Annotated in this window: 24 protein-coding genes; 11 read left to right on the forward strand and 13 right to left on the reverse strand. The window is 63.3% G+C overall.

Annotated elements, in window-relative coordinates; genetic code table 11:
* The first annotated feature begins 18 nt into the window (after positions 1–18).
* Positions 19–1,041, forward strand: coding sequence for a zinc-dependent alcohol dehydrogenase family protein (locus ABID19_RS08185; protein ID WP_354489538.1), 1,023 nt, complete (start codon positions 19–21; stop codon positions 1,039–1,041).
* Between the two features lie 64 nt (positions 1,042–1,105).
* Here the strand turns inward: ABID19_RS08185 and ABID19_RS08190 are convergent, their stop codons facing one another.
* Positions 1,106–2,215 (reverse strand): TRAP transporter substrate-binding protein, encoded by a 1,110-nt coding sequence (locus ABID19_RS08190; protein WP_354489540.1) that lies wholly within the window; start codon positions 2,213–2,215, stop codon positions 1,106–1,108.
* Between the two features lie 290 nt (positions 2,216–2,505).
* Between ABID19_RS08190 and ABID19_RS08195 the strand changes: the two genes are divergently transcribed.
* Complete coding sequence (locus ABID19_RS08195; RefSeq protein ID WP_354489542.1) at positions 2,506–3,279, forward strand: gamma-glutamyl-gamma-aminobutyrate hydrolase family protein; 774 nt, start codon at positions 2,506–2,508, stop codon at positions 3,277–3,279.
* A 9-nt stretch (positions 3,280–3,288) separates the two neighbouring features.
* Here ABID19_RS08195 and ABID19_RS08200 read toward each other — a convergent pair whose 3' ends face one another.
* From ABID19_RS08200 to ABID19_RS08220, 5 genes are all read right to left on the reverse strand, one after another.
* Positions 3,289–3,684 carry a hypothetical protein gene (locus ABID19_RS08200; RefSeq protein ID WP_354489544.1) on the reverse strand — a complete coding sequence of 132 codons (396 nt, stop codon included), beginning with the start codon at positions 3,682–3,684 and terminating at the stop codon, positions 3,289–3,291.
* Positions 3,685–3,767: 83 nt separating this feature from the next.
* Positions 3,768–4,751, reverse strand: a complete 984-nt coding sequence (locus ABID19_RS08205) for a 2-hydroxyacid dehydrogenase (RefSeq protein ID WP_354489546.1) — start codon at positions 4,749–4,751, stop codon at positions 3,768–3,770.
* The gene (locus tag ABID19_RS08210) at positions 4,748–5,770 is read right to left on the reverse strand and encodes a LacI family DNA-binding transcriptional regulator (RefSeq protein ID WP_354490644.1); all 1,023 of its coding nucleotides are present in this window, start codon (positions 5,768–5,770) and stop codon (positions 4,748–4,750) included. Before ABID19_RS08210 ends, ABID19_RS08205 begins: the two co-directional genes overlap by 4 nt.
* 123 nt (positions 5,771–5,893) lie before the next feature.
* Positions 5,894–6,778 (reverse strand): DMT family transporter, encoded by an 885-nt coding sequence (locus ABID19_RS08215; RefSeq protein ID WP_354489548.1) that lies wholly within the window; start codon positions 6,776–6,778, stop codon positions 5,894–5,896.
* Between the two features lie 234 nt (positions 6,779–7,012).
* Positions 7,013–7,420, reverse strand: coding sequence for a DUF2000 family protein (locus ABID19_RS08220; RefSeq protein ID WP_354489550.1), 408 nt, complete (start codon positions 7,418–7,420; stop codon positions 7,013–7,015).
* Positions 7,421–7,455: 35 nt separating this feature from the next.
* On the opposite strand from ABID19_RS08220, the gene ABID19_RS08225 reads away from it, so the two are divergent.
* Positions 7,456–8,334, forward strand: coding sequence for an AraC family transcriptional regulator (locus tag ABID19_RS08225; RefSeq protein ID WP_354489552.1), 879 nt, complete (start codon positions 7,456–7,458; stop codon positions 8,332–8,334).
* A 16-nt stretch (positions 8,335–8,350) separates the two neighbouring features.
* Here ABID19_RS08225 and ABID19_RS08230 read toward each other — a convergent pair whose 3' ends face one another.
* Positions 8,351–8,821: a MarR family winged helix-turn-helix transcriptional regulator gene (locus tag ABID19_RS08230; protein ID WP_354489554.1), complete on the reverse strand. Its 471-nt coding sequence runs from the start codon at positions 8,819–8,821 to the stop codon at positions 8,351–8,353.
* Between the two features lie 219 nt (positions 8,822–9,040).
* Positions 9,041–9,772 (reverse strand): intradiol ring-cleavage dioxygenase, encoded by a 732-nt coding sequence (locus ABID19_RS08235; RefSeq protein ID WP_354489556.1) that lies wholly within the window; start codon positions 9,770–9,772, stop codon positions 9,041–9,043.
* A gap of 192 nt (positions 9,773–9,964) precedes the next feature.
* On the opposite strand from ABID19_RS08235, the gene ABID19_RS08240 reads away from it, so the two are divergent.
* The 5 genes from ABID19_RS08240 to ABID19_RS08260 all read left to right on the forward strand — a co-directional run bounded on the left by ABID19_RS08240 (position 9,965) and on the right by ABID19_RS08260 (position 15,989).
* Positions 9,965–11,029 carry a CobW family GTP-binding protein gene (locus tag ABID19_RS08240; RefSeq protein WP_354489558.1) on the forward strand — a complete coding sequence of 355 codons (1,065 nt, stop codon included), beginning with the start codon at positions 9,965–9,967 and terminating at the stop codon, positions 11,027–11,029.
* A gap of 226 nt (positions 11,030–11,255) precedes the next feature.
* Positions 11,256–12,230: a WD40 repeat domain-containing protein gene (locus ABID19_RS08245; protein WP_354489560.1), complete on the forward strand. Its 975-nt coding sequence runs from the start codon at positions 11,256–11,258 to the stop codon at positions 12,228–12,230.
* A gap of 128 nt (positions 12,231–12,358) precedes the next feature.
* Positions 12,359–13,741: an aspartate aminotransferase family protein gene (locus ABID19_RS08250; protein ID WP_354489562.1), complete on the forward strand. Its 1,383-nt coding sequence runs from the start codon at positions 12,359–12,361 to the stop codon at positions 13,739–13,741.
* A 13-nt stretch (positions 13,742–13,754) separates the two neighbouring features.
* Positions 13,755–15,176 (forward strand): glutamine synthetase family protein, encoded by a 1,422-nt coding sequence (locus ABID19_RS08255; RefSeq protein WP_354489563.1) that lies wholly within the window; start codon positions 13,755–13,757, stop codon positions 15,174–15,176.
* Between the two features lie 132 nt (positions 15,177–15,308).
* Positions 15,309–15,989, forward strand: coding sequence for a UdgX family uracil-DNA binding protein (locus ABID19_RS08260; protein ID WP_354489564.1), 681 nt, complete (start codon positions 15,309–15,311; stop codon positions 15,987–15,989).
* Positions 15,990–15,991: 2 nt separating this feature from the next.
* Here ABID19_RS08260 and ABID19_RS08265 read toward each other — a convergent pair whose 3' ends face one another.
* From ABID19_RS08265 to ABID19_RS08280, 4 genes are all read right to left on the reverse strand, one after another.
* Positions 15,992–17,251, reverse strand: coding sequence for a glycerate kinase type-2 family protein (locus ABID19_RS08265; protein WP_354489566.1), 1,260 nt, complete (start codon positions 17,249–17,251; stop codon positions 15,992–15,994).
* Positions 17,248–17,751, reverse strand: a complete 504-nt coding sequence (locus tag ABID19_RS08270; RefSeq protein ID WP_354489569.1) for a heme-degrading domain-containing protein — start codon at positions 17,749–17,751, stop codon at positions 17,248–17,250. Before ABID19_RS08270 ends, ABID19_RS08265 begins: the two co-directional genes overlap by 4 nt.
* A 75-nt stretch (positions 17,752–17,826) precedes the next feature.
* Positions 17,827–19,140 carry a guanine deaminase gene (gene guaD, locus ABID19_RS08275; protein ID WP_354489571.1) on the reverse strand — a complete coding sequence of 438 codons (1,314 nt, stop codon included), beginning with the start codon at positions 19,138–19,140 and terminating at the stop codon, positions 17,827–17,829.
* Between the two features lie 2 nt (positions 19,141–19,142).
* A complete protein-coding gene (locus ABID19_RS08280; RefSeq protein ID WP_354489573.1) occupies positions 19,143–20,360 on the reverse strand; it encodes a urate hydroxylase PuuD in 1,218 nt (405 codons plus the stop codon).
* Positions 20,361–20,500: 140 nt separating this feature from the next.
* On the opposite strand from ABID19_RS08280, the gene ABID19_RS08285 reads away from it, so the two are divergent.
* The 3 genes from ABID19_RS08285 (at position 20,501) to ABID19_RS08295 (ending at position 23,776) form a co-directional block, all read left to right on the forward strand.
* Positions 20,501–21,421: a LysR family transcriptional regulator gene (locus ABID19_RS08285; protein ID WP_352926577.1), complete on the forward strand. Its 921-nt coding sequence runs from the start codon at positions 20,501–20,503 to the stop codon at positions 21,419–21,421.
* Between the two features lie 76 nt (positions 21,422–21,497).
* Complete coding sequence (locus ABID19_RS08290) at positions 21,498–22,514, forward strand: LLM class flavin-dependent oxidoreductase (RefSeq protein ID WP_354489575.1); 1,017 nt, start codon at positions 21,498–21,500, stop codon at positions 22,512–22,514.
* Positions 22,511–23,776, forward strand: coding sequence for an LLM class flavin-dependent oxidoreductase (locus tag ABID19_RS08295; RefSeq protein ID WP_354489577.1), 1,266 nt, complete (start codon positions 22,511–22,513; stop codon positions 23,774–23,776). The genes ABID19_RS08290 and ABID19_RS08295 overlap by 4 nt, the downstream gene beginning before the upstream one ends.
* Positions 23,777–23,831: 55 nt before the next feature.
* Here ABID19_RS08295 and xdhC read toward each other — a convergent pair whose 3' ends face one another.
* Entirely contained in the window at positions 23,832–24,893 is a 1,062-nt protein-coding gene (xdhC, locus tag ABID19_RS08300) for a xanthine dehydrogenase accessory protein XdhC (protein WP_354489579.1), read from the reverse strand.
* Between the last annotated feature and the right edge of the window lie 36 nt (positions 24,894–24,929).

The raw sequence follows: 24,929 nt of genomic DNA on the forward strand, positions 1-24,929 counted from the left end.
GCCCGAGACGCAACCGATATGAAAGCGGTGCGGCTGGAGGGCGTGGGCAGCATTGCCCTACGCGAGGTCGGCAAACCATCCGCCGGGCCGGACGATCTCCTGGTGCGGATCGAGGCGTGCGGCGTCTGCGGCACCGATCGGCATCTTTTCCACGGCGAATTCCCCTGTACGCCGCCGGTGACGCCCGGACATGAATTCTCCGGGATCGTCGAAGCGATTGGAACTGCAGTGTCCGGCTTTTCGGTCGGCGATCGCGTCACCGGCGACCCCAACATCGCCTGCGGGCGTTGCCCGCATTGCCATGCCGGCCGGGTCAATCTCTGCCATAATCTGGTTGCCATCGGCATCCGCCGCGACGGCGGCTTCGCCGACTATGTCGTGCTGCCTCAGAAGCAGGCCTTCCTCCTTCCGAAAGACCTCAATCCGACGCATGGCGCGTTCTGCGAGCCGCTTGGCTGCTGCCTGCATGGCGTGGACCTGGCCCAGATAAAGCCCGGCTCCTCGGTCGCCGTGCTTGGCGGCGGCGTGATCGGCCTGCTCACCGTGCAACTGGCGAGGCTTGCCGGTGCGACCACAATCATTCTGTCGACGCGCCAGGCCTCGCGACGTGCCCTCGCCAAAGAATTGGGTGCAACAGCGACGGTCGATCCCAGTGCTTGCGATATCATCGACACGGTCGTCGGCCCGTCGGGTCTGCTGCCGGGCGGCGTCGATGTGGTGTTCGAATGTGCTGGCGTTAGAGAAACCGTCGAGCAATCGATGCGGCTCGCCAGGGCCGGCGGCACAATCGTCGTCGTCGGCGTGACGCCTCAAGGCATGAAGGCAGAATTCGAACCCTTCGACCTGCTGTTCCGAGAATTGAAGGTTTTGGGGTCGTTCCTAAATCCGTTTACGCATCGCCGGGCCGCCGATCTCATCGCGTCGGGCGCGATCGAGATCGACAAGCTCATCTCACGGCAGGTGACGCTTGAAGAGGCGGTCGCAGTGATCGCCAGTCCGCCAGCGCCAGGTGAAGTCAAGGTGCTGGTGGTGCCGCGCTGATCCGGCAAATCCAAGTGTTACGGCGCCACGCGTCCTAAGAAGGCGGTGGCGCCGTAACCCGATGTCAGAGCTTGCCGTTGCGCTGCTGGACCATCATGAAGGTGTCGTAATTGTATTCGGCCACCTGTGCCCAGAGATAGTGCTCCTTGCGGAAGGCCTTGATCGAGTCCCAGATCTTCTTGAACGGCGCGTTGGAGGCTTCCATCTCGGCATAGACCTCGTTCGCTTTTTCGAAGCAGGCCGCCATGATTTCCGGGCTGAACGGGCGCAATTTGGCACCCCCAGCCACCAGCCGCTTCACGGCTGCCGGATTCAGATAATCGTATTTCTGCAGCATGTTGGCGTCGGCTGCCTGTGCGGCGGTGTGCACCAGCGCCTTGTAGGCCGGCGAAAGCTCCTCGTATTTCGCCTTGTTGAACATCAGATGGACGGTCGGCCCGCCTTCCCACCAGCCGGGATAATAATAGTTGGGCGCGACCTTGTAGAAGCCGAGCTTCTCGTCGTCATAAGGGCCAACCCACTCGGCAGCGTCGATCGTGCCTTTTTCCAGCGCCGGATAGATGTCGCCGCCGGCGATCTGCTGCGGCACGACGCCGAGCCGTTGCACCACTTTGCCGGCAAAGCCGCCGATGCGCATCTTGAGACCCGAAAGATCGGCGACCGTATTGATTTCCTTGCGGAACCAACCGCCCATCTGCACGCCGGTATTGCCACCCGGCAAACCAAAAAGACCCTGCGTGGCCAGAAACTCGTTGAACAGGTCGATACCGCCGCCGTGGTAATGCCAGGCATTGATGCCGCGCGCGTTAAGCGAGAACGGAACCGCAGCGCCCAACGCCCATGTCGGGTCTTTGCCCCAATAATAATATGCCACCGTATGGCAGGCCTCGACGGTGCCGGCGGTGGTGGCGTCAGCGACCTGCAGGCCGGGCACCAGTTCGCCGGCGGCAAAGACCTGGACCTGGAAGTTACCGTCGGTTGCATCCGATAGCATCTTGGAAAAGACCTCGGCGCCGCCATAGATCGTGTCGAGGGATTTCGGGAAGGACGACGCAAGGCGCCACGTCACTTTCGGATTGGACTGGGCGATAGCCGGAGCGGCAAGCGTTGCGGCAGCCGCGGCAGCGCCCACACCGGTCGCGCCGGCCTTGCGGATGAATGATCGACGATCCATGAAGTCCTCCCTATTGGATCAACAGACCGACGTTCGGGAAATGCTCTGTTTCCCGGATCGGCTTGGCGGCAAACAATACACGGGCAAGAAGTCGAGTCCAGCATGGCAGCCGGTTTTTGCTGGCAGTATTTCCGCTGAATTCGCGGTGTGAATGCCCCCTTTGCAACTATAGTCTAACGACCGCTCCGTGGCCCATGTAACCCACCGAAACTTGCCATGGCAAAGCGCCTTCGGATCGCCTATTTTAAAGGCAGAATGCATCCTTGCACTTGAATGGACCCGGATCAAAAATGCAGCAGCCGCTCGTCGCCATATCGACTGACGTCCGCCAATTCGACAATTACACTTGGCATGCCGCTCCGCAGCAATATCTGGAGGCGGCGCTTTCGGCCGCCGGCGTGTTCCCGGTGCTGGTGCCATCCTTCGGCGACCGGCTCGATTTCGATGAACTCCTGGCATCCGTCGACGGAGTCATGATCACTGGCTCGAAATCCAATGTGCACCCCTCGCTCTATGGCGGCGACGCCAGCGAGGCCAACGGCCCCTACGATCCTGCCCGCGATGCCACGACGCTGCCGCTGATCCGCAAGGCGGTGGAGCGCGGCGTGCCGCTGCTCGCCATCTGCCGCGGCATCCAGGAGATGAATGTGGCGCTGGGCGGCACGCTGGCCGCGGAAATCCAGGAGCGCGAGGGTTCGCTGGACCATCGCGCTCCTGCGAGCGACAATCAGGACGAGCGCTTCGCCATCCGCCAGACGATTTCGATCAAGCCGGGAAGTTGCCTCGCCGGCGTGTTCGGGGCGGGCGACATCATGGTCAACTCGGTGCATCGCCAAGCGGTCGACCGGCTCGGCCCGAAGCTGCAGATAGAAGCGGTCGCCACGGACGGCACGGTCGAGGCGGTTTCGGTGCGGGATGCCCGCGCCTTCGCGGTCGGCGTCCAGTGGCATCCCGAATACTGGGTCAAGTCCGACAGCGTCTCGGCGGGGATATTCCGCGCCTTCGGCGACGCGGTGCGCCTGCACGCGGCGGCAAAGTCCGGCGTGCGCACCGCCGCGGAATAAAAAAGTTAATCAGCGGATGCTGGCGGCCAGCGACAGCAGTGGCAGGGCCGGCGCATAGGATTCGTAATCGCCGCCGTCGGCGACGGCGAAAGTAACGATCGGGTCGATGCCGTTCGCGCTGAAGGTGACCGTGCCGTCATCCTGCTCACGCCAGAATTTCGCGCGTTCGATGCCCGGCAAAACCCGGCGGCAATTCACGGCGACTGTCAGCAGCGACAAGCCCTTGGAAATTTCGGCGCCGCGCTTGACCGCGCAGGACGCTTCGTCGCCATTGGCCACCAGCCTGTAGCTAACGAACGATGGTGCAGGCTCAGTGGCTGTGCCACCTTTGCTACTACTGTTATTTAACAACTGAACGCTGCCGAGCAGAGCGGCCGTCGCGAGCAATGCGGGGAGCGTCTTCATCCTGTTTCTCCGCGTGTTCAGCGAAGGATGCAGAATGATTTCAAAGCGTTAAGCCGACGTTAATAAATGTGGCAGATCGCCATTCAACGTTGCGCCTTGACGTTTGTCGTCTCCGGCACCGGCGTCAGCGCCTTTCCCCGGGAAAACCAGGAAACCAGATTGTCGACGCACAGGTCGGCCATGGCGCGGCGGGTATGCTCGGACGCCGAGCCGACATGCGGCAAAAGCGACGTGTTGGGGGCGGCAAGCAGAGCCGGCGGCACATTCGGCTCATCAGCGAAGACGTCGAGCCCGGCGGCGGCAATGGTGCCATTGGCAAGGGCTGCGGCAAGGGCCGCCTCGTCCACCGTGCTGCCGCGGCCGATGTTGATGAAGACGCCGTTGGGGCCGAGCGCCGACAGGATCTCGGCATTGATCGCCTTTTGCGTCGAGGCGCCGCCGGGCGCCACCGAGATCAGCGTATCCACCGCCTCGGCGAGCCCCTTCAGCGTGCCGTGGTATTCGTAGGACAGGCCTTCGACCCGGCGCCGGTTATGATAGGCGATCGGCAGCCCGAAGGCCTCCAGCCGCCGCGCAATGGCAAGGCCGATGCGGCCCATGCCGAAAATGCCAACGCTGCGGCCGCGCAAGGTCAGCCGGCTTAGCGGATAGTTGCCTTTGCGCGCCCAACTGCCGTCGCGCAGCCATGTCTCGGCGCGCGGCAGATCGCGGACGGTGTTGATCAGCAGGCCGAGTGCGGTGTCGGCGACCTCCTCGGTCAGCACGTCAGGGGTGTTGGTCACCATAATGCCGCGCCGTGCTGCGTGGCGGACATCGACCGAATCATAGCCGACGCCGAAATTGGCGATGATCTCGAGATTCGGCAGCGCGTCCATCAGTGCGGCATCTATGCCGCCGAAAGCGGCGATGCCGCGCACCGACCGGCGCAGCTCGTCGGTGACCAGCGACGCATCAGGCCGTTCAATCCCCATGCGGGTGAACGTCCGGTCGATGCGACCGACGGCATGATCGTTGAATTGGCCCGGCACCAGAATGGCGACTGCTTGCTGCTGTTCGGCTTTTGTCATGCACGTTCCACCGGTTTGCCGGTCGACTGGCGCACATGCAGTTCCGGCTTGATCAGTTCCTGCGACGGCCGCACCACCTGCCCATTGAGCTTGTCGAGCAGCGCGCTGGCGGCGCGGCGGCCAACTTCGCGCTGGCCGTTCCAGACGGTGGTCAGCGCCGGCGTCGCGATGGCGGCTTCCTCGAGATCGTCATAGCCGGTAACGGATATGTCAATGCCAGGCACCAGCCCGGCGCGCGCGATGCCGTTCATCAGGCCTATGGCAACGAGGTCGTTCCAGCAGCAGGCGGCGGTCGGCTTGTCCTTCAGCGCCAGGAACTGCCCGGCGGCTTCGAAACCGGCCTGCTTGGTACGCGGGCCGGCGATGCGCCAGGACGGCCTGACTTCCAGCCCGGCCGCCTCCATCGCGTTGACATAGCCCTGGTAGCGGTCGCGGCCGGTCGAGGTCTGGTCGGTGCCGCCGACCATGGCGATGCGCTTGTGGCCGAGCGAGATCAGATGGTTGGTGGCAAGCCCGGTACCGTACGCATCGTCGCCGCGAAACACCGGTACGTCGGCACCTTCGACGGTGCGCGCGATCAGCACCGCCGGCAGGCCGTTTTCCTCGGCCATCAGGATATCTTCGGGCGGCGTGCCGATGGCCGGCGACATGATGACGCCGTCGGCGCCGAGCTGCAGCAGCGTATCGATGAAGGTGCGCTGCTTTTCGAGCTGGTCGTAGTGGTTCGACAGGATGAAGGTCTGCCGGCTGCGGTCGAGCTCGCTCTCGATCGAGCGCAAGATCTCGGCGAAGAAGGGATTCATGATGTCATGGACAACGACGCCGACGATGCCCGAACGCGAGGTGCGCAGGCTGGCGGCGCGGCGATTATAGATATAGCCGATAGCGCGGGCGTGTTCCTTGATGCGGTCGCGGGTGGTCCCGGCGACCAGCGGGCTGTCGCGCAGGGCCAGAGAGACCGTGGCCGTGGACACGCCGAGCGCATCCGCGATCGTCGAAAGCTTGATCTTCTGTGCCAGCGCCTTGCGCTCCCCCGACGGTCTAGAGCCGATCCATGATCTCCAGCGAAAACCGGATTCCACTTTGCGGGATCATGATCTAAACAGTTTAAACGCGGCCTTATGCCACCCTTCGGGGACAAATCAAAGTTTTTTTGCCAACGCTTCCACCTCGACGTCGAGAGCGGCGCGGTTGCGCACGCGTAGCCGGTGCTCGCGATGGACGATATAAAGGCCGCTGGCGACGATGACGGCAGCTCCGATAAGCGTCCAGCGGTCGGGAAACTGGTTGAAGATAATCCAGCCGGCAATGATCATCCAGATCATCTGCGAATAGGGATAGGGGGCCAGTGCGGTGGTGGTGGCGAGACGGTAGGCCTGAACCAGGAGCCAGTGGCCGATCGCGCCGAAGACGCCGAGCATCAGCAGGATGAACCAGTGCCAGCCATCCTGTGGCAGCGAAAGCGAAAACGGCAGCATCGGCAGCAGCAGTACGGCCGGCGCCAGCGCGGAAAAGAGGATGAGGCTTTCCGAAGTTTCGGTCGCCGACATGCGCCGCGTCATGATGACGTAGAAACAGTTCGACAGCATCGAGCCGAGCGCGAAGAGGTGGCCGATGCCAAAGACGCCGACGCCCGGCCGGGTGATGATGAGGACGCCGACGAAGCCGCTCAGGATAGCCAGCCAGCGCCGCCAGCCCGCCCACTCACCGAGCAAAGGACCGGCGAGTGCTGTGATCACCATCGGTGCAAAGAAGTAGATCGAGGTGGTTTCGGCCAGTTGCAGGGTCCGCAGCGCCATGACATTGCAAATGGTCGATCCGAACAGGAACGCGCCGCGCATGATATGCGCTGGCAGATTGTTGGCGCGAAAGCGCGCCGGCTCGCGCCATCCGCGCAGAAAGATACCGACGAGCACGACATGGACGGCGAAGCGAGCCCAGGCGACGATCAGCGCCGAGACGCCGGCCACGACAAGATACTTGCTGCTGCTATCGAGGAAAGTGAAAAACACATAGACGGAAAGCATGCAAAGGATCGCCGTCGGAGGCGTCGCGCTTTCGTCTTGTCTTGGGGGAGGACTCAAATTTCGGGCCGGATGGTGAGATAGAGCTCACTTTTGCGGGAATTGCCACTTGCCGGCAAGCCAAAAGAGACTGGCACAACAATCAGCCGTCACAGGCTTGGTCTTGCTCCTGCATGTCGCCGCACCAAACCGGCACGTACCCGGGTGAGGCCCGAATAAGATTTTCGGGCCGATGCGCTAGGGATGCATTCGGGCACCCTTGGTGATCTTGTCGACTAGCTTCCTTTCGGCACGCAGCGCGATGCCGACGACCTTGGCGTCGTCGGGTGCGAATTCGGCAAAGACGGCGCGGTTGGCCGCGTCGTGGCCGGTCGAAAACATTTCGTCGACATAGAGCGAGGTCGTCACACCGCGCTCCAGCGCCCGCCGGTGGATCGCAGTGAGCGTCGAGCGGTCGGCCGAAAGCACGATGATCGGCTGGATCGACAGCGGATTGTAGATGTTGCCGGCGCGGTCGCGGTAGGGTTCGCCGATGATGTCTCTATACTGCGCGACGATGCCGCTGGTGAGGAAGGCGGTGACGTTGAGTTTCTGCCAGACGGGAAGATCGTCCTGCAGCACGATTGCAAATTTCGTGTCGAACATGAGAGACTTTCTAATTCGAAGGCGCAAATGAAGCGATGTCACACGATCTAAATGGCGAGGCCTTCCAGGGTCTTGGACGTTTGTGCGTTGATGCGGCGGAAAACTGCGTCATCTCGGCCCCCGATTCCGTCGGTATGGAGCGTATCGAGGCCCGGTTCCACGGCAGCGCCTTCGATCTCCATCGTCACGATACCTACGCCATTGGCGTGACGCTGCATGGCGTCCAGACCTTCCGTTATCGCGGCGCGACGCGTCACAGCCTGCCCGGCCAGATTATCGTGCTGCATCCCGACGAATTGCACGACGGGGGTGCTGGCACCGAAGACGGTCTGCGTTACAGAATGCTTTATCTGGAGCCGTCCATCATGCTGGACTGCCTCGATACGATCGGCGCACCGCTGCCTTTCGTCAGGGATGCCGTGGTAACGGATCCTGTCTTTCGCACCAGGCTGCTTTCGGCGCTGGGTCCGTTGGACCAGAAGCTGGACGATCTGTTTGCCGCCGACTTCATTGCGCAGCTGATGCAAAGCCTGGCACGGCATGCAGGCCTGCCGGCCAAACCGATCCCAAGGACAGCGTGGCGGGCTGCCAGCCTGGCACGCGACTATCTGGAAGAAAATGTTTTCCGTATCGTGCGTTCCGAAGAGCTGGAGGCGATCACCGGGCTGGACCGCTACGCCCTATCACGGCATTTCCGTGCTGCCTTCTCCACCAGCCCGCATCGCTTTCTCTTGATGCGCCGGCTTCAACGGGCACGCCGCATGATCGAGGCGAATGAACCATTGGCGCAAATCGCGATAGCGGCCGGCTTCAGCGACCAAAGCCATTTTATCAGGCACTTCAAGAAAGCGTTCGGCGTCACGCCGGGCCGCTGGTCGGCCCTGATCCGTGGATCGCCGGCAGCGGCTGCCTGATGGCGTCAGCTGCAGATTATTCGTCGGCGTCGATCTCGTCGTCGACGAGAACCATCTCGCCGTTCGAGAGATTGGCCTCGACGCGGGCGAGCAGCTTGAACAGCGCCTTCTGGTCCTTTTTGTCGAGACCCTTCAGCGCCAGCTTCTCGGTCTTCTTCACCGATTTCTCGATGGCGTGAATGATTTCGCGGCCGGTGTCGGTCAGGAAGATATGCGCCTGGCGGGCGTCGGCGGCAGAGGCGCGCTTTTCCAGGAAGCCCTGCGCCTGCAGCCGGTTGATGGTCTTGGTGATGGTCGGCGGGCGCACGCCGAGGCGGCCGGCAAGATTGCCGGGCGTCTGCCCGTCTTCACGGTCGAGCGCCAGCATGATCTGGTCCTGGCCGGCATAGAAGCCGTGAGCCAGAAGGCGCGCGGCAAGTGCCGTACGCGCCAGCCGCGCCGCCGAATGCAGCCGGCTCATTGTCGCAGTCTTGTCCGCCTTGGCCATGGTCACCCCTCTTCGGCCGAACCGGTGCGGAGAGCATAGAGGCAGCCGCCCGGTTGGCAATCGACGATCAAAAAGATCCGGCTTTGCAAAACAGCTTTGCCGGCAAGCAATGCGATGTCCGCCGTGGCTAATGCCAGATGTTTATTTCAGTTAGATGACAAACGACTTTTCTGTGCAGGTGGGAGCCTTCAGCCGGAGCGCCGTACACACGAAACGAACTCAATCAGCCTTTACAGCGACGATCATCAAGGCCTGGTAGGCGTCCGCCACCTCGCGCAACGCCGCCTGCGACAGCGGCCCGGCACGCCGCGCGATACCGTCCCTGGCATTCAGCGTATCGCGCCTGCCGGACCGGTCGGTATAGGGCGCGACAGTGGTGAATATCTGCTCGCTCAGGCTGTCGGGGAAAAACAGCTGGCCGGTCATCACCGAATTGTCGTTGGGGAAGACCTTGAAATGGATATGAGTGGTGCGGCCGCGATACCAGCCGGGATAGATGGTGGCGAACGAGACAATGCCGGTGTCGTCGGTCTTTTGCCAGCCGCGCAGAAAACTCTGGCCTGACGTGTCGACATCCTGGCCGTCACCTTGTCCCGGATAGCCCGAATAATGCCCTTGCGCGTCGCAATGCCAGATGTCGACGCGCGCGCCGGCAAGCGGCCGGCAGCCCGCGTCGACCACCTGCAGCCGCACATTGAGGGCAATGCCCGCTTTGCCTTCGGTGATGTCGGCGCGTTCGAGCTTCGGGTCGAAATAGAACGGCCCTTCGGTCGCTTCCGGCGTGATGGCGCAGACGCCGGCACCGCTATCGAACAGTGCAAGTCCGGCATATGGCGAGGCCTGCTGAGCCAGCGCGATGCCCGGCAGAAAGACGCCGCCGCCGGCGCTAACGGCAATCAGGCCGAGGGCCTGGCGCCGGCTCAACGGCAAGGACAACGGTTTGTCGGACATCCGGCGCCTCTTTGATCCTGGAACAAGCTGCATTGATCGTATCTAGGCAGTGAGGCCAGCCCGCGCCAATGAAAGTCCAGCAATGTTGGGAAAGTTCAGCAATGTTGGCGCCTGCTTGGCCCATCGGTTTGCCGCGTGCAAAACGGCCGGGGGCACCCTATATGGAGCCAACAATCCTTTTCGAGGCCCAACATGAGCGATGCACAGACGACGCAGATCCCCGTAACCGTTCTCACCGGCTATCTCGGCGCCGGCAAGACCACGCTGCTCAACCGCATCCTTTCGGAAAACCACGGCAAGCGCTACGCTGTCATCGTCAATGAATTCGGCGAGATCGGCATCGACAACGAGCTGATCGTGGAATCCGACGAGGAAATCTACGAAATGAACAATGGCTGCGTCTGCTGCACGGTGCGCGGCGACCTGATCCGCGTTGTCGAAGGCTTGATGCGCCGGCCAGGCCGCTTCGACGCCATCGTGGTCGAGACCACCGGCCTCGCCGATCCGGTGCCGGTGGCGCAGACTTTCTTCATGGACGACGACGTGCGCTCCAAGACCAGGCTCGACGCGGTGGTGGCGCTGGTCGACGCCAAGCACCTGCCGTTGCGGCTGAAGGATTCCCGCGAAGCCGAGGATCAGATCGCATTTGCCGACGTCGTCGTGCTCAATAAGACCGATCTCGTCACGCCGGAGGAGCTGAGCAAGGTCGAGGCGACGATCCGCGCAATCAATCCGGCGGCAAGGATCCACCGCACCACGCGCGCCGGCGTGGCGTTGTCCGAGGTGCTCGACCGCGGCGCCTTCGATCTTTCACGGGCGCTGGAGAACGACCCGCATTTTCTCGAGGCGCATGACGACCATGATCATCATGACCACGACCATCATGATCACGATGGCCACCACCATGATCACGACGGGCACGATCACCATCATCACGCACACCCTTCCGATATCCATGACGTGACGGTGCAATCGGTGTCGTTGCGCGGCGGCGAGATGGACCCGAAGAAATTCTTCCCGTGGATCGAGAAGATCACCCAGATGGAAGGCCCGAACATCCTGCGGCTGAAAGGCATCATCGCGCTCAAGGGCGATGACGAGCGCTACGTCATCCAGGGCGTGCACATGATCATCGAGGGAGACCACCAGCGCGCCTGGAAGGACGGCGAAAAACACGAGAGCCGGCTGGTGTTCATCGGCCGCGAGCTCGATGCCGAGCGGCTGAAGAAGAGCTTTGAGGCCTGCCAGGCCGCTTGATTTCCAAGTCTTATAACGCTAGCGCTGCACCTTCTTTCCTTCTCCCCTTGTGGGAGAAGGTGGCCGAGCGAAGCTCGGTCGGATGAGGGGTGTTCCAGCTTGGCACCAACGGCGATCCTTCCAACACCCCTCAACCGTCTTGGCGCTGCGCGCCAATCCACCTTCTCCCGCTAGGGGAGAAGGTCGCGTCGCACTTAGCCGCGCCAACGATTTGGAATAGTCTCTCATGCCGACAGTCGCCCCACTTGATCTCCAGGGACATTGCATCGCCGCCGTCTTCCTTGGCGACGTGCCGCACTTTGCGTTGGCCGACGGCGCGATCCATCGGCTTGATCATGGCCACAAGACTGTGCAGGCCAATGACGGGCTGCTCGCCGCCTTCCATGATGTGGCTAACGATCGGCTGATCACCGGTGGCGAGGACGGCAAGGTATTTGCCATCAAAGCCGGCGGCGAGGCGGTGGAACTGGCGAGTGCGGGCAAGAAATGGATCACCAGCGTTGCCGCCGGACCACAAGGCGCCATCGCCTATGCCGCGGGCAAAACCGCTTTTGTGCGCTTTGCCGACGGCAAGACCAAGGAATTCATGCATCCGCGCTCGGTCGAGGGGCTGGCGTTCTCGCCCAAGGGCATGCGCTTCGGCGTCGCCCGCTACAATGGCGCGACGCTGCATTTCCCGGCGACCGACGGCAAGCCGGTCGAGCTCGAATGGGCCGGCGCCCATACCGGCATCATCTTCTCGCCGGACGGCGCCTTCCTCGTCACCACCATGCAGGAAAACGCGCTGCATGGCTGGAAGCTGGCCGACGGCAAGCACATGCGCATGAGCGGCTATCCAGGCAAGGTCAAAAGCCTGTCGTGGGCGTCCAAGGGAAAATGGCTGGCGAGTTCCGGCGCGCCGGCGGCGATCGTCTGGCCGTTTTCGGGCAAGGACGGGCCGATGGGCAAGGCGCCGCTGGAGCTCGGCACGCGCGGCAACGCGATGGTGACCTCGGTCGCTTGCCATCCGAGCCAGGATGTCGTCGCCGTCGGCTATGATGACGGCATGGTGATGGCGGTGCGCTTCACCGACGCCAAGGAAGTGCTGCTGCGGCGGCCGGGCAAGGGCGCCATCACCTCGATGATGTGGGACAAGGAAGAGCGCCGCGTCGCCTTCGGCAGTGCTGCCGGCGACTGCGGCGTCATCGACATTTCGGCCTAGCGAGTAGGGCAATAGAGAATACATTCCCCATTCCCCATTCCCCATTCCCCATTCCCCATTCCCCATTCCCCGTGACCAATTGCGGTTCCGGCCGCCGATTGGCTAGAGTGGCGAACGAGAGGGCCTCCATGCATACAATCGATCCTTTAAAAACGTCCATCGGTGGCATCAGCACTGCCCGCATCGCCGATCTGCGCGAGACCGAAGCCGAAGCCTTCCGCCAGGCACGGCCGAAATCGGCAGCGAATGTCGGCAATGGCCTGCAGGGCTTCTTCGGCGGCGTACCGATGCACTGGATGAACGACTGGCCGACGCCGTTCCCGATCCTGGTCGGCAGCGCCAGAGGCGCAACCATCACGGATATCGACGGCAACCGGCTCGACGATTTCTGCCTTGGCGACACCGGCTCGATGTTCGGCCATTCGCCGCCGCCGGTCGCCCGCGCCATCCGTAGGCAAGCTGGACGCGGCCTCACCTACATGCTGCCTTCCGAAGATGCACTTGCCATCGGCCCGCTGCTGCAACAGCGCTTCGGCCTGCCGTTCTGGCAGATCGCGACGACGGCGACCGATGCCAACCGCTTTGCGCTGCGCGTCGCCCGCGCCATTACCGGCCGGGAAAAGATCTTGGTGTTCAACGGCTGCTATCACGGCTCGGTCGACGAGACGATGGTGCGGCTGGTCGACGGCAGACCGGGCAACCGGCCTGGATTGGCCGGCGAATTCCGTGACCTGACGCGGGCAACCGACGTCATCGAGTTCAACGATGTGCCGGCACTTGAGGCCGCACTCAAAGACAAGGAGGTGGCCTGCCTTATCACCGAGCCGGTGTTGACCAATTCCTGCATGGTGCTGCCCGATTCCGGCTTCCACGACGCGCTACGGCGTCTCACCCACGCGGCCGGCACCTTGCTTCTGATCGACGAGACGCACACGATCTCGACCGGTCCCGGCGGTTACACCAGGCAATATGGGTTGGAACCAGACCTGTTCGTGCTCGGCAAGCCGATCGCCGGCGGTGTGCCGGCCAGCGTATGGGGCATGAGCGAAGAAGTCGCCACGCGCTATGCCGACTATATCAGGACCAAGCAACCGGGCTATTCCGGCATGGGCACGACGCTCTCGGCCAATCCGCTGCAATTCGCGGCGATGCGCGCCACGCTCGAAGAAGTGATGACCGAGGAGAACTATGATCATATGGACCATCTGGCGCGGCGGCTCGACGCCGGGCTGACCGCCGTCATCGACCGCTACCGCCTGCCCTGGCATGTTGCCCGGGTCGGCGCGCGCATCGAGTTCATCTGCGCACCCGGTCCGTTGAGGAATGGCGGCGAAGCGGAAACAGCGCACGCGCCGGAGCTCGAAGCGGCGATCCATGTCGCGCTGGTCAACCGCGGCGTGCTGATCGCGCCGTTCCACAACATGATGCTGATCTCGCCGGCGACCAGCGCTACCCAGGTTAACCGCCTGATCAGCGCCTTCGGTGCGGTTGCGGCAAGGCTCGCGGCATGAGACAAGCTTGCGTATGAGAGAAGCGCACAAGCAAACTTTGAACGCCATCATCGCCTCCCCTTCGGGCTCGACGCCCGCCGAGGCGCAAACCTTTCTCGACGCCCATCCCGAGATCGAAGCGTTCGACATCGTGCTGACCGACGCCAATGGCGTCGGGCGTGGCAAGATCGTGCGCCGGCATGAGTTGATGAGCATCTTCGAGGGTGGCCGGCACATGCCGATCTCGATCCTCGGCCTCGACATCACCGGCGAGGACGTTCACGAGACTGGGCTGATCTGGACGACCGGCGACGGCGACCTGCGGGCATGGCCGATCCCCGGCACGCTGGTGCCGCTGTTCGGCACACAGCCGCCACGCGGCCAGGTGCTGATGGCGATGTATCATCTCGATGGTCAGCCGATGTCCTCCGACCCGCGGCTGGCGCTTGCCCGTCAGGTGGAGATACTGGCGGCCAAGGGCCTGCATCCTGCCGGCGCCTTCGAGCTCGAATTCTTTCTGCTCGCCAACGAGCGCGACGCCGACGGCAAGGTGCAGCCGGCGAACGCGGTGCTCGACGGCCGCCGCTCGGTCAAGACTGAGGTCTATTCCGTCGACCATCTGCACGGCATGGAGCCGCTGTTTTCCGACATCTACGCCGCGGCCAAGGTGCAAGGCATTCCGGCCGAGACGGTCATTTCCGAATATGCGCCCGGCCAGTACGAGCTGACGCTGAACTACCGCCAGGACGTGATGCGGGCGGCCGACGATCTCGTCATGCTGAAGCGGCTGGTACGGGCGCAGGCGCGCCGCCACGGCGTCACCGCCTGCTTCATGGCCAAGCCGATCGAAAAATATGCCGGCTCCGGCATGCACTTCCACGTTTCCCTGCTGGACAAGGCCGGCAAGAACGTCTTCGCTGAAGCCAGCGGCGAGACTTGGTCCTTGCCCCTGCTGCGCGGTCTGGGCGGCCTCATTCAAACCATGGCCGAATCGATGCTGGTGTTTGCACCGCACGCCAATTCGTGGCGTCGCTTCGTCTCGCAATCCTATGCGCCGGTAGCGCCGAGCTGGGGTGTCAACAACCGCTCGGTGGCGCTGCGCGTGCCTGCGGGTGATGCCAAAAACCGGCGCATCGAGCACCGGCCGTCGGGCGTCGACGCCAATCCCTATCTGGTCGCGGCAACGGTGCTGGCCGGCATCACCAGGGGTCTCGACGAGGGCCTCGATCCCGGCCCCGAAACCATCGGCAACGGCTACGAGTCGGCAGTCACGCGCACGACGATGCCGGTGGACTGGCGCGCCGCGATCGAGGCGGCGAGGGCTTCGACATTCCTCAAAGGCGCACTGGGCGAAGACCTGCACCGAACGTTCGTGGCGATCAAGCAATCCGAATATCTGCGCGTAGCACGCACGGTCAGCGAACTGGACTATCATCTCTATCTGCACGAGGTGTGAGGCGATCGCATCGCCGAACATTCTCCCGGCGAAGCACGGTCCGGGTTATTTGAAGGAACCTTTCCGGGGCTTCGCTCATTCCGCATCTGATCGCAGCAGCGGACGAAGGCCGCATCAGCCATGATCGCCAGGATGCAGACAAATCCCACGCCACACCACGCCAAGGTGCAGGCAAGACGCTTGCCCAAGCGCGAATTGCCTGAGACGGCGGAAGGCGACGACGCAAGATCTATTCCCGAACTCCGCGAAGTGGCGAAAGCCTGCCGTCGCTGTCCGCTGTGGCGCAATGCGACGCAGACTGTGTTCGGCGAAGGGCCTGACGGGGCCAAGGTGATCTTCGTGGGGGAACAGCCTGGCGACCAGGAGGACCTGGCCGGCAAACCTTTCGTCGGGCCGGCGGGCAAGGTCTTCGACGCGATCCTAGAAGATGCCGACGTCGATCGGCTGAAAGTCTATGTCACCAACGCGGTCAAGCATTTCAAATTCGAGCCGCGCGGCAAGCGGCGCATCCACTCCAAGCCGAATGCCGGCGAGGTGCAGGCCTGCCGCTGGTGGCTCGACAAGGAGCTCGATCTGATCAAGCCCAATCTTGTGGTGGCGCTCGGCGCAACCGCGGCGCAGGCGCTGCTCGGCAAGGTCGTGCCGATTATGAAGATGCGCGGCACGGTGGTGGAGCGCGAGGATGGCTTGCGCGTATTCGTCACCATCCACCCGTCCTTCATCCTGCGCATCCGCGAGCCGGCGGACAAACAGGCCGAACGCGAGCGGTTCCTGCAAGACATGAAGGCGGTAAAAAAGCTGATGGCGGCCTGAGCCTATCTGATCAATATGGCCCGGAGATCATTGACATTCGTCCCGGTCGGGCCGGGCACGAAAAGATCGCCAACGGTGTCGAATGCCGTCCAGGCGTTGTTGCCGGCAAGCATCGCCTTGGCATCGACGCCTGCCGCCCGCATCCGCGAAACCGTCGAACCGTCGGCAAAGGCGCCAGCATTGTCCTCCGAACCGTCGATGCCATCGGTATCGGCGGCCAGCGCATGGATACCCGCCATGCCGCTGATGCCGATGGCGAAGGCAAGCAGAAATTCCGAGTTGCGGCCGCCCCTGCCTTTTGCCCGCAAGGTCACCGTCGTCTCGCCGCCCGACAGGATCAATACCGGCTTTCGGAAAGGCCGGTTGCGCGTCGCCACTTCACGAGCGACCGCAGCGTGAACATTGCCGACCTCGCGCGCTTCGCCCTCGATGGAGTCGGAGAGAATAACCGCTTCGATGCCTCGGCGCCGGGCTTCGGCGGCAGCCGCTTCCAGCGATACGCCGGCCGAGGCTATCAGATGCACTTCGTTGCGCGAAAAACGCGGATCGTCAGGGCGCGGTGCGTCGGCGGCCGGCGAATTGATATGCGCCATGACAGAGGCCGGCAATTTCATGCCATAGGCGGCGATCGATGCCAGGGCGTCTTGGCGGCTGCCGGCATCGGGAACGGTCGGGCCGGAAGCGACCAGCGCCGGATTATCGCCCGGAATGTCGGAGACGACCAGCGACACCACCTTGGCCGGATAGGCGGCTGCCGCCAGCCTGCCGCCCTTGATCGTGGAAACATGCTTGCGAATGGTATTCATCGCAGCGATCGGTGCACCGGAGGCGAGCAGCGCCTCGTTGACGGCGATCTCGTCGGCCAGCGTCAGACCTTCAGCAGGTGACGGCAGCAGCGCCGAGCCGCCGCCGGAGATGAGCGCCACGACCAGATCGTCCGCCGTCAGCCCTTGCACCTTTTCGAGCAACCGGCGCGAGGCTTCGAGACCGGCGGCGTCCGGCACCGGATGCGCCGCCTCGATGATCTCGACGCGCTGGCAGATTGCGCCATAGCCGTAACGGGTGACGACCAGCCCTTCGATCGGCCCGTCCCACACCTTCTCGAAAGCCGCCGCCATCTGCGCCGAGCCTTTTCCGGCGCCAATGACGATAGTGCGCCCTTTCGGCTTTGCCGGCAGATGATCCCTGATGGTCCTCTGGGGATCGGCTGCGGCAACGGCGGCATCGAAGATGGCGGTGAGGAAGGTCTTGGGATCGGTCATTTTGCTTCCAGCGGCAGCGCAAGCTCCCGAGCATCGATGCCCAGATGGGCACACAGGGCGTCGACCACGACGCCGTGATCCTCGCGCTCCGGCAGGCCCGAAACCGCGATCACGCCGATGACGCCGGCGCCCTTGACCGTTATGGGGAAGCCGCCGCCGGCGAGTACGTAATCGGCGACATCAAGCCCTTCGCCCGGCTTGAAGCTGCGGTCGGGGCGTTGCTGCTCGAGCACCATGCGATAGGTGCTTTTCAGGAAACGTCTGACCACGTTGATCTTGCGCCGCGCCCAATCCGGATTGGAGGCGTTCGAGCCTGGCATCGCTGCATAGAACAGCGGCCGGTCGAAGGTTCTGATGTCGACGATGATCGGCAGGTCCTCGGCTAGCGCCCGTTCACGGATCGCCGAGCCGATCTTGAAGGCGACAGCCTCGTCGAAGGCTGGGAAGACAAGCGTGGCTTCCTGTTTCTCGATCAGAGCGATGTCGTCCGCAGCAGCCATGTCGTTCCCCTGTCCAACTTCGCCGCACGCTTTGGCGGATGGCTGCGGCCCGGTCAAGCCGGGCGTATGCGGCAGCTAAACCGCCATATCGCTTTTCGCCGCCCGCCCAGCAACATAGACCTCGCGCACGGCGCGGTCGTCGCCTAGCGTCTGCAGCAGAAACAGCTCCTCTGCCAGCGTGCCCACCGTCTCAATCCGCAGCCGCATCGCCGGCGTGGCGCGCGCGTCGAGCACGACGATGTCGGCATCGCTGCCTGGGTCAAGGGTGCCGATTTTTTCCACGACCGACAGCGCCTCGGCATTGCCGCGGGTGAGCTGCCAGAATGACTGGAATGGATTGAGCTTCTCGCCGTTCAGGGCGATCACCTTGTAGCCCTCGTCCATGGTGCGCAGCATCGAGTAGTTGGTGCCGCCGCCGACATCGGTGGCGGCGGCGATGCGGAGTGGTTTTTCGCGGCGGCGGTAGCGCTGATAGTCGAACAAGCCCGAGCCGAGGAACAGGTTCGAGGTCGGGCAGAATACCGCCACCGAACCTGAATCCGAAAGCGCATCCGCCTCGCGTTCCGACAGATGGATGCAGTGGCCGAACAGGCTTTTGCGCCCGAGCAGCCCGTAATGCTCGTAGACATCGGTATAGTCGCGCGCCTTTGGATGGAGTTGCAGGGTAAAGGCGATCTCGGCGTGGTTTTCCGACAGATGCGTCTGCATGTGCAGATCAGGATGTTCACGGCAGAGCGCGTCCGCCATTTCCAGCTGCTCCGGCGACGAGGTGATGGCGAAGCGCGGCGTGATGGCATAATGCTGGCGTCCCTTGCCGTGCCAATCGGCGATCAGCGCCTTGCTATCGTCATAAGCCGACTGAGCTGTATCGAGCACGCCCTCCGGCGCGTTACGGTCCATCATTACCTTGCCGGCGATGTTGAGCATGTTGCGGTCATGCGACTCGGCGAAGAACGCTTCGGCAGACTCCCTGTGGACCGAGCAATAGGCGGCGACTGTCGTCGTGCCGTGACGCACCACCTCGTCGAGAAACAGCCTGGCAATGCGGCGGCCATGCTGGGCGTTCTGGAATTTGGTTTCCTCAGGAAAAGTGTAGGTGTTCAGCCAGTCGAGCAGTTCCGCGCCATGGGAGGCGATGACCTGCATCTGCGGAAAATGCGCATGCGCGTCGATGAAACCCGGCAGCAGCAGATGTGGGCGGTGATCGATCTTTTTTGCGCCTTCATCAGCCTTTTTCTCGACGTCGGCATAGGCGCCCGCGGCAACGATCCTGCCGTCGCGGAGCAGCAAGCCGCCATCGTCCTCGTAGCGCCAGGCGGAATGGTCGTCGACGGTCTCAGGCCAACGCAGGAAGGACAGCGTGCGGCCGCGCAGGAGCGTGCTGGTCATGCTTATTTCCCTGCCTCCTCGAACCATGCCACCAGCAGCGCCCGCTCCCTGTCGGTGATATGGGTAACGTTGGCGGGCGGCATCGCGTGGCTGCGACCAGCCTGCAGGTAGATCTCGCGGGCTTGCTCGGCGATACCGGCGTCCGTGTCGAGCATCACCCCCTTCGGCGCGTGATAGATGCCCTCGTAGGACGGCTCCTGCGCATGGCACATCGAGCAACGGCCAAGCACGGTGTCGCGCACGGTGGGAAAATGTGCCGAGGCGACATAGATTTGTGCCGCCGAGGACGCCTTGACTTCGCCGGTCAGCACTTTCGGCACCGTCGACAGCCAGATGATGACGACGAACAGGACGGCCGCAGCCAGCCAGGTCCAAGTCGGGTTGCCCTTGCGCGCATGCATGGTGTTGAAATAGTGCCGGATCAGCACGCCGATGATGAACACCAGCGAGGCGATCACCCAGTTGAACTCAGTTCCGAAGGCCAGCGGGTAGTGGTTCGACAGCATCAGGAACAAAACAGGCAGGGTCAGGTAATTGTTGTGCAGCGAGCGCTGCTTGGCGATCTTGCCGTATTTCGGGTCGGGTTTGCGGCCGGCGATCAGGTCGGCGACGACGATCTTCTGGTTCGGGATGATGACCATGAAGACGTTGGCCGACATGATCGTTGCGGTGATGGCGCCGAGGTGCAGGAAGGCGGCGCGACCGGTGAACAGATGGGTGAGACCCCAGGCGATAAACACCAGCACGCCATAGAGCACCAGCATCAGGCCGGTGTCGCTCCTGCCGAGCGGCGAGCGGCATAAGAGGTCGTAGGCCACCCAGCCGACGCCGATCGTCGCCAGCGACAGCAAGATGCCCGTAGGCACCGACATGGCGAGGACATTGGGATCGATCAGGAACAGGTCCGCCCCGGCATAGTAGACGACGCACAGCATGGCAAAGCCTGACAGCCAGGTGGCGTAAGATTCCCATTTGAACCAGGTCAGGTGCTCCGGCATTTCGGCCGGCGCCACCAGATATTTCTGGATGTGGTAGAAGCCGCCGCCATGCACCTGCCATTCCTCGCCGAAGGCGCCGGCGGGCATGCCCGGACGCTGGCGCAGGCCAAGATCGAGCGCGACGAAATAGAAGGATGAGCCGATCCAGGCGATGCCGGTGACGACATGCAGCCAGCGCACGGCGAAACTCAGCCAGTCCCAGAAAATCGCGAAATCCATCATTGAAAGATCGTCCCTGCCGATTGGGTGACTTTACGGACTGGAGCGCAAACGGAAAGGGCTGAGCTGCACGATGACTTTCAAAAAAAATTGGAAAATACTAGGCTTGTTACACGCAGCCGCATGAGAGCCACGAAACCCGTATGGCCTACCTCGACAACATCGCCGTCTTCGTCCGTGTCGTCGAACTCGGCAATTTGTCGGCGGCGGGCCGCGACATGCGCATTTCGCCGGCGGTCGCCTCCAACCGCATCAAGGAGCTCGAAAAGCATCTTGGTGTCAGGCTGTTCAATCGCACGACCCGGCAACTTATGCCGACCGAGCACGGCACCGTGTTCTACTCCGGCGCCAAGCAGGTGCTTGAGGCGGTCACCGAGGCGGAAGCCGCGGTCAGCGCCTTATCCGGCCAGCCGCGCGGCACCATAAAAGTGACGGCGCCGCTCGGCCTAGGCCGGCGGCTGGTGGCCTCGGGCATCCCCGATTTCCACGACAAATATCCTGATATCGAGGTGCGGCTCAGGCTTTCAGACCACAATGTCGACATCATGAAGGAAGGCATCGACGTTGCCTTCCGGCTGGGCATCATCGAGGATTCCAGCCTCAGGATGCGCGGCATCATGGAATGCGAACGGGTACTGGTGGCGGCGCCCAAATATCTGGAGGCGCGCGGCGAGCCGATCGAGCCGCAGGAGTTGATCGGCAAGAAGCACGACTGCCTGATGCTGCGCTATTCCGGCGCGCGCGAGTATGTGTGGATGCTGCAGACAGCCGACGGCCCGCGAAAGTTCGAAGTGCACGGGCCCTATGACACGGACGACGGCGATGTGCTGACCGGCTGGGCGCTGTCGGGCCGCGGCATCATCAACAAGCCGCGATTCGAGGTCGAGCCGTTCATCCGCGACCGGCGGCTGAAGGTGATCCTGGCCGACACGCCGCCGACGCCGGTGCAGTTTGCGGCCGTCTACCCGCACAAGAAGCTGCAGGACCCGAAGGTGCGGCTGCTGCTCGACTTCATGGCCGAGCGCTGTCAGCGGCTGATCAAGGATATTCTGGCCGGAAAATGATCGCCGGCTTACCGGTTGCTTTCCGTCCAGCTGGCGAAGATAATTCTTGCGGAATCTCACTCACCAGGGAAGACCTATGGCCAACGGCGCCACAATGCATCTCGCCGTCTCACTGCTTCCGGAAACCGCCCCTTCCCATCCGTCCGACGCCGGTCCGGATTTCGATCTTCTGGCGCGGCTCGTGCAGAAGGCCGAAGCAGCCGGCTTGGACATGGTGATCCTTGCCGATACCGCGCCGGCTGCAGGCGGCGACACACCGAACCGGCAACTGCCTTTCGAAGCGACGACCCTGCTGGCGGGGCTGGCGACAGTGACCAGCAGGATCGGCCTCGTCGCCGCGGCGTCGACGGTCGCCCATCAACCCTACAATCTGGCGCGCCGTTTTGCCTCGCTCGACATCATCAGTCACGGCCGCGCCGGCTGGAGCGCGAGCATGGTCCCCAATCCGCGCGAGGCAGCCAATTTCAGCCGGCCGGAAGGGTTTTCCGGCGACGATTTTCGCCGACGTGCGGAAGAATTCATCGGCATCGTGCAGGGCTTGTGGCGCGGTTGGGACGCGGATGCGTTGCTGTTCGACAAAAGCGATGGCCGCTTCTTCGATCCCGAAAAGATGCACCTGCTCGACCACAAGGGAGAGTTTTTCTCCGTGCGTGGGCCGCTGAACGTTGCACGCTCACCGCAGGATATGCCGGTGCTCGTCATGTCTGGCCTGTCGGAGGCTGACATGGACATCGCCGCCCGCTTCGCCGATGTCATCCTGCTTGACGAGCCAGCGAGCGTGAACGCTGACGATCTGAAGCGCCGCGCGCTTGCGGTCGGGCGCAGTCCGGACGCGATAAAGGCGCTGATGAACGTCGCGCCAGATGCTGAACTGGCCGCTGGGCCGGAGGTTATCGCGGACAGGCTCGAAGAGCCCTTCCGATCCAAAAGCTGCGACGGTTTCAACATAGTCATGCCGCCGGTCGAGGCTGTGTTCGACGACTTCGTCGGCCTCGTGCTGCCGGAGCTTCGTCGCCGCGGCCTTCTTCGGTCGGATTATCCCGGCGCGACGCTGCGCTCCCATCTCGGACTGGCCGGGGAGGAGGGACAATGACCGCCCGTCAGATGAAGCTCGGGGCGTTCCTGTGGGCAACAGGCCACCACATTGCCGCTTGGCGCCACCCAAAAGCGCATGTGACGGCGGGCGTCGACATCGAGCATTACATCCGGCTGGCGCGGACGGCTGAGGCGGCGAAGTTCGATATGATCTTCTGCGAGGACGCCGCAGGCGTGCGCGAGGCCAATGTCAATATTGCCAGCCAGACGTCGCGTTCGATCGGCTTCGAGCCGATCAGCCTGCTTGCGGCCCTCTCGGTCCAGACCAGCCACATCGGTCTCGTATCCACGGCATCGACGAGCTACAACGAACCCTACGGGCTGGCGCGGACCTTCTTGTCGCTCGACCATCTGAGCGGCGGCCGTGCCGGCTGGAACCTGGTTACCTCCGCCAGCCACATCGAAGCCGCCAATTTCGGCGCGACCGGCCTGCGCCCGCATGCCGACCGTTATGAGCGCGCTAGTGAATTCGCTGCTGTGGTTACCGCACTCTGGCAAGGCAAGCTCGACGGGGTTTCCGGACCTGGCCACGACGGCCAGAGCTTTTCGGTTCGCGACCCGCTCGATCTGCCACGCTCTCCGCAAGGCGCGCCTGTGATGGTCCAGGCCGGCGCCTCGGACGTTGGCAGGGACCTTGCCGCCCGCACCGCCGATGTGGTCTTCACGGCGGCGCAGACATTTGAGGAGGCGAAGGCCTTCTACACCGATCTCAAGGGACGTCTGGCGACCTATGGGCGTGAGCCCGACGACATCAAGATCATGCCGGGCGTCGCGCCGATCGTGGCGGCAACCGAAGCGGAAGCCCGGGCGAAACATGAGGAGTTGCAAGAGCTGATCCCCGACGACGTCGGCGTCGCGCTGCTGTCCAGCTATCTCAGCATCTCCGATCTGTGGCGCTACCCACTTGATGGACCATTGCCGGAGCTGCCGGCCAGCGAAGGCATGCAGAGCCGGCAAGCTCTCATCATCGAGCAGTCGCGCCGGGACAAGCTCTCCATTCGCCAGCTTGCGCGTCACTTCGCCGGCGCGCGCGGCCATTGGCGCGTCGTCGGCACGCCGGCTCAGGTCGCCGACGAACTCGAGGCACGCTTCGCGGGCGGCGCCGCCGATGGCTTCAACGTCATGCCTTCTTATTTTCCCGGCGAGCTCGACGCCTTTGCCGCGCTCGTCGTGCCGGAGTTGCAGCGACGCGGCCTGTTCCGCAAGGACTATGAAGGGACCACGCTGCGCGACCATCTGGGCCTGAAACGACCGATGTGAGCAGCACGCTACGGAAGCGCCTGCGCAAAAATACAACTCGGCGGAATATTGGCTGTCAGTCAGCCATTGCCTTGCCACGGTGCAGCGCGGCGGATGTCGTCGCCTGGGCGACCAGCGCTGTCATGATCTCGGCTGCGGCGAGCGCTGCGATCACTTGCGGGCGTTTGTCCTTGACCGCATCGCCGCCGATCGGCGAGACGAGGCGTGCAAATTCCGCCTCGCTTCCGTTCGCCGACTTCAGGAACCAGCTCCTGAACGTCGCCTTTTTGGTCTTCGAGCCGATCATGCCGACATAGGCGGCATCTCGGCGTTTCAGGGCCTCGGTCGCTATCAGGAAATCCAGTGCGTGGTCGTGGGTAAGGATGACGAACGCGGCCCCCCGGGGGGCTTTGCGCGCAACCGCCTCTGGCATCGGCGTCAGACAGGTTTCGACAGTGTCCGGAATGCCATCCAGCGCCTCGGCCCGCGTCTCGACAACGACGGCACGCACCGGCAGCAAGGCCACCGCCGATGCCAGTGCCTCGCCGACATGGCCGCCGCCGAAGATGTAGACATACGGCAGTTGAGCCTCAGCGGCTTCCGCCGCCGCAACCAACTCTTGCGCCAACGCTGCGTCGACCAGCCGGATCAGCACCTCGACCCTGCCGCCGCAGCACTGGCCGATTTCCGGCCCGAGCGCGATGTCGAGGGTAGCGCTGACATCCCTCCCCCTTGAGGGGAGGGTGGCGGAGAAGCCGCCGGGTGGGGTCGGATCGACTCGGCTCGACATTCCGGCGGTGCCTTCTGAGACGACCCCCTCTGGCCGCTTTGCGGCCTGCCCTTCGCTATGGCTCCGGGCGTTCGTCGCTGAAAAAGCCAAATGGTTGGCTTTTTCTCGGCCGTTGGCCGACCGCTCCTCACCCCCCTCAAGGGGGGAGAAGAGCAGCTGCCGCGCCCTGTCGATCGCCATATATTCAAGTTGGCCGCCGCCGATCGTGCCCGATATCGCCGATGCCGAGACCAGCATGAAGGCGCCCGTCTCGCGCGGCGTCGAGCCTTTTGTTCCGGCGACCTCGACCAGCGCAATGCGGCCGTGGCCGGCAAGGAAGTCTCTCAGGCTTTGCACTTTCGAGTTCATGGCTCACGTTCCCGAAGGGGAAATATAGGTTTCTTC

The sequence above is a fragment of the Mesorhizobium robiniae genome (assembly GCF_040545535.1).
In the GTDB taxonomy this organism is placed as follows: Bacteria; Pseudomonadota; Alphaproteobacteria; order Rhizobiales; family Rhizobiaceae; genus Mesorhizobium; species Mesorhizobium robiniae.

Excerpts from the sequence above, each read along its gene's own strand:
- ABID19_RS08185 (WP_354489538.1), top strand. The coding sequence starts at position 19 with ATGAAAGCGGTGCGGCTGGAGGGCGTGGGCAGCATTGCCCTACGCGAG.
- ABID19_RS08190 (WP_354489540.1), bottom strand. The coding sequence starts at position 2,215 with ATGGATCGTCGATCATTCATCCGCAAGGCCGGCGCGACCGGTGTGGGC.
- ABID19_RS08195 (WP_354489542.1), top strand. The coding sequence starts at position 2,506 with ATGCAGCAGCCGCTCGTCGCCATATCGACTGACGTCCGCCAATTCGAC.
- ABID19_RS08200 (WP_354489544.1), bottom strand. The coding sequence starts at position 3,684 with ATGAAGACGCTCCCCGCATTGCTCGCGACGGCCGCTCTGCTCGGCAGC.
- ABID19_RS08205 (WP_354489546.1), bottom strand. The coding sequence starts at position 4,751 with ATGACAAAAGCCGAACAGCAGCAAGCAGTCGCCATTCTGGTGCCGGGC.
- ABID19_RS08215 (WP_354489548.1), bottom strand. The coding sequence starts at position 6,778 with ATGCTTTCCGTCTATGTGTTTTTCACTTTCCTCGATAGCAGCAGCAAG.
- ABID19_RS08220 (WP_354489550.1), bottom strand. The coding sequence starts at position 7,420 with ATGTTCGACACGAAATTTGCAATCGTGCTGCAGGACGATCTTCCCGTC.
- ABID19_RS08225 (WP_354489552.1), top strand. The coding sequence starts at position 7,456 with ATGTCACACGATCTAAATGGCGAGGCCTTCCAGGGTCTTGGACGTTTG.
- ABID19_RS08230 (WP_354489554.1), bottom strand. The coding sequence starts at position 8,821 with ATGGCCAAGGCGGACAAGACTGCGACAATGAGCCGGCTGCATTCGGCG.
- ABID19_RS08235 (WP_354489556.1), bottom strand. The coding sequence starts at position 9,772 with ATGTCCGACAAACCGTTGTCCTTGCCGTTGAGCCGGCGCCAGGCCCTC.
- ABID19_RS08240 (WP_354489558.1), top strand. The coding sequence starts at position 9,965 with ATGAGCGATGCACAGACGACGCAGATCCCCGTAACCGTTCTCACCGGC.
- ABID19_RS08245 (WP_354489560.1), top strand. The coding sequence starts at position 11,256 with ATGCCGACAGTCGCCCCACTTGATCTCCAGGGACATTGCATCGCCGCC.
- ABID19_RS08250 (WP_354489562.1), top strand. The coding sequence starts at position 12,359 with ATGCATACAATCGATCCTTTAAAAACGTCCATCGGTGGCATCAGCACT.
- ABID19_RS08255 (WP_354489563.1), top strand. The coding sequence starts at position 13,755 with ATGAGAGAAGCGCACAAGCAAACTTTGAACGCCATCATCGCCTCCCCT.
- ABID19_RS08260 (WP_354489564.1), top strand. The coding sequence starts at position 15,309 with ATGCAGACAAATCCCACGCCACACCACGCCAAGGTGCAGGCAAGACGC.
- ABID19_RS08265 (WP_354489566.1), bottom strand. The coding sequence starts at position 17,251 with ATGACCGATCCCAAGACCTTCCTCACCGCCATCTTCGATGCCGCCGTT.
- ABID19_RS08270 (WP_354489569.1), bottom strand. The coding sequence starts at position 17,751 with ATGGCTGCTGCGGACGACATCGCTCTGATCGAGAAACAGGAAGCCACG.
- guaD (WP_354489571.1), bottom strand. The coding sequence starts at position 19,140 with ATGACCAGCACGCTCCTGCGCGGCCGCACGCTGTCCTTCCTGCGTTGG.
- ABID19_RS08280 (WP_354489573.1), bottom strand. The coding sequence starts at position 20,360 with ATGATGGATTTCGCGATTTTCTGGGACTGGCTGAGTTTCGCCGTGCGC.
- ABID19_RS08285 (WP_352926577.1), top strand. The coding sequence starts at position 20,501 with ATGGCCTACCTCGACAACATCGCCGTCTTCGTCCGTGTCGTCGAACTC.
- ABID19_RS08290 (WP_354489575.1), top strand. The coding sequence starts at position 21,498 with ATGGCCAACGGCGCCACAATGCATCTCGCCGTCTCACTGCTTCCGGAA.
- ABID19_RS08295 (WP_354489577.1), top strand. The coding sequence starts at position 22,511 with ATGACCGCCCGTCAGATGAAGCTCGGGGCGTTCCTGTGGGCAACAGGC.
- xdhC (WP_354489579.1), bottom strand. The coding sequence starts at position 24,893 with ATGAACTCGAAAGTGCAAAGCCTGAGAGACTTCCTTGCCGGCCACGGC.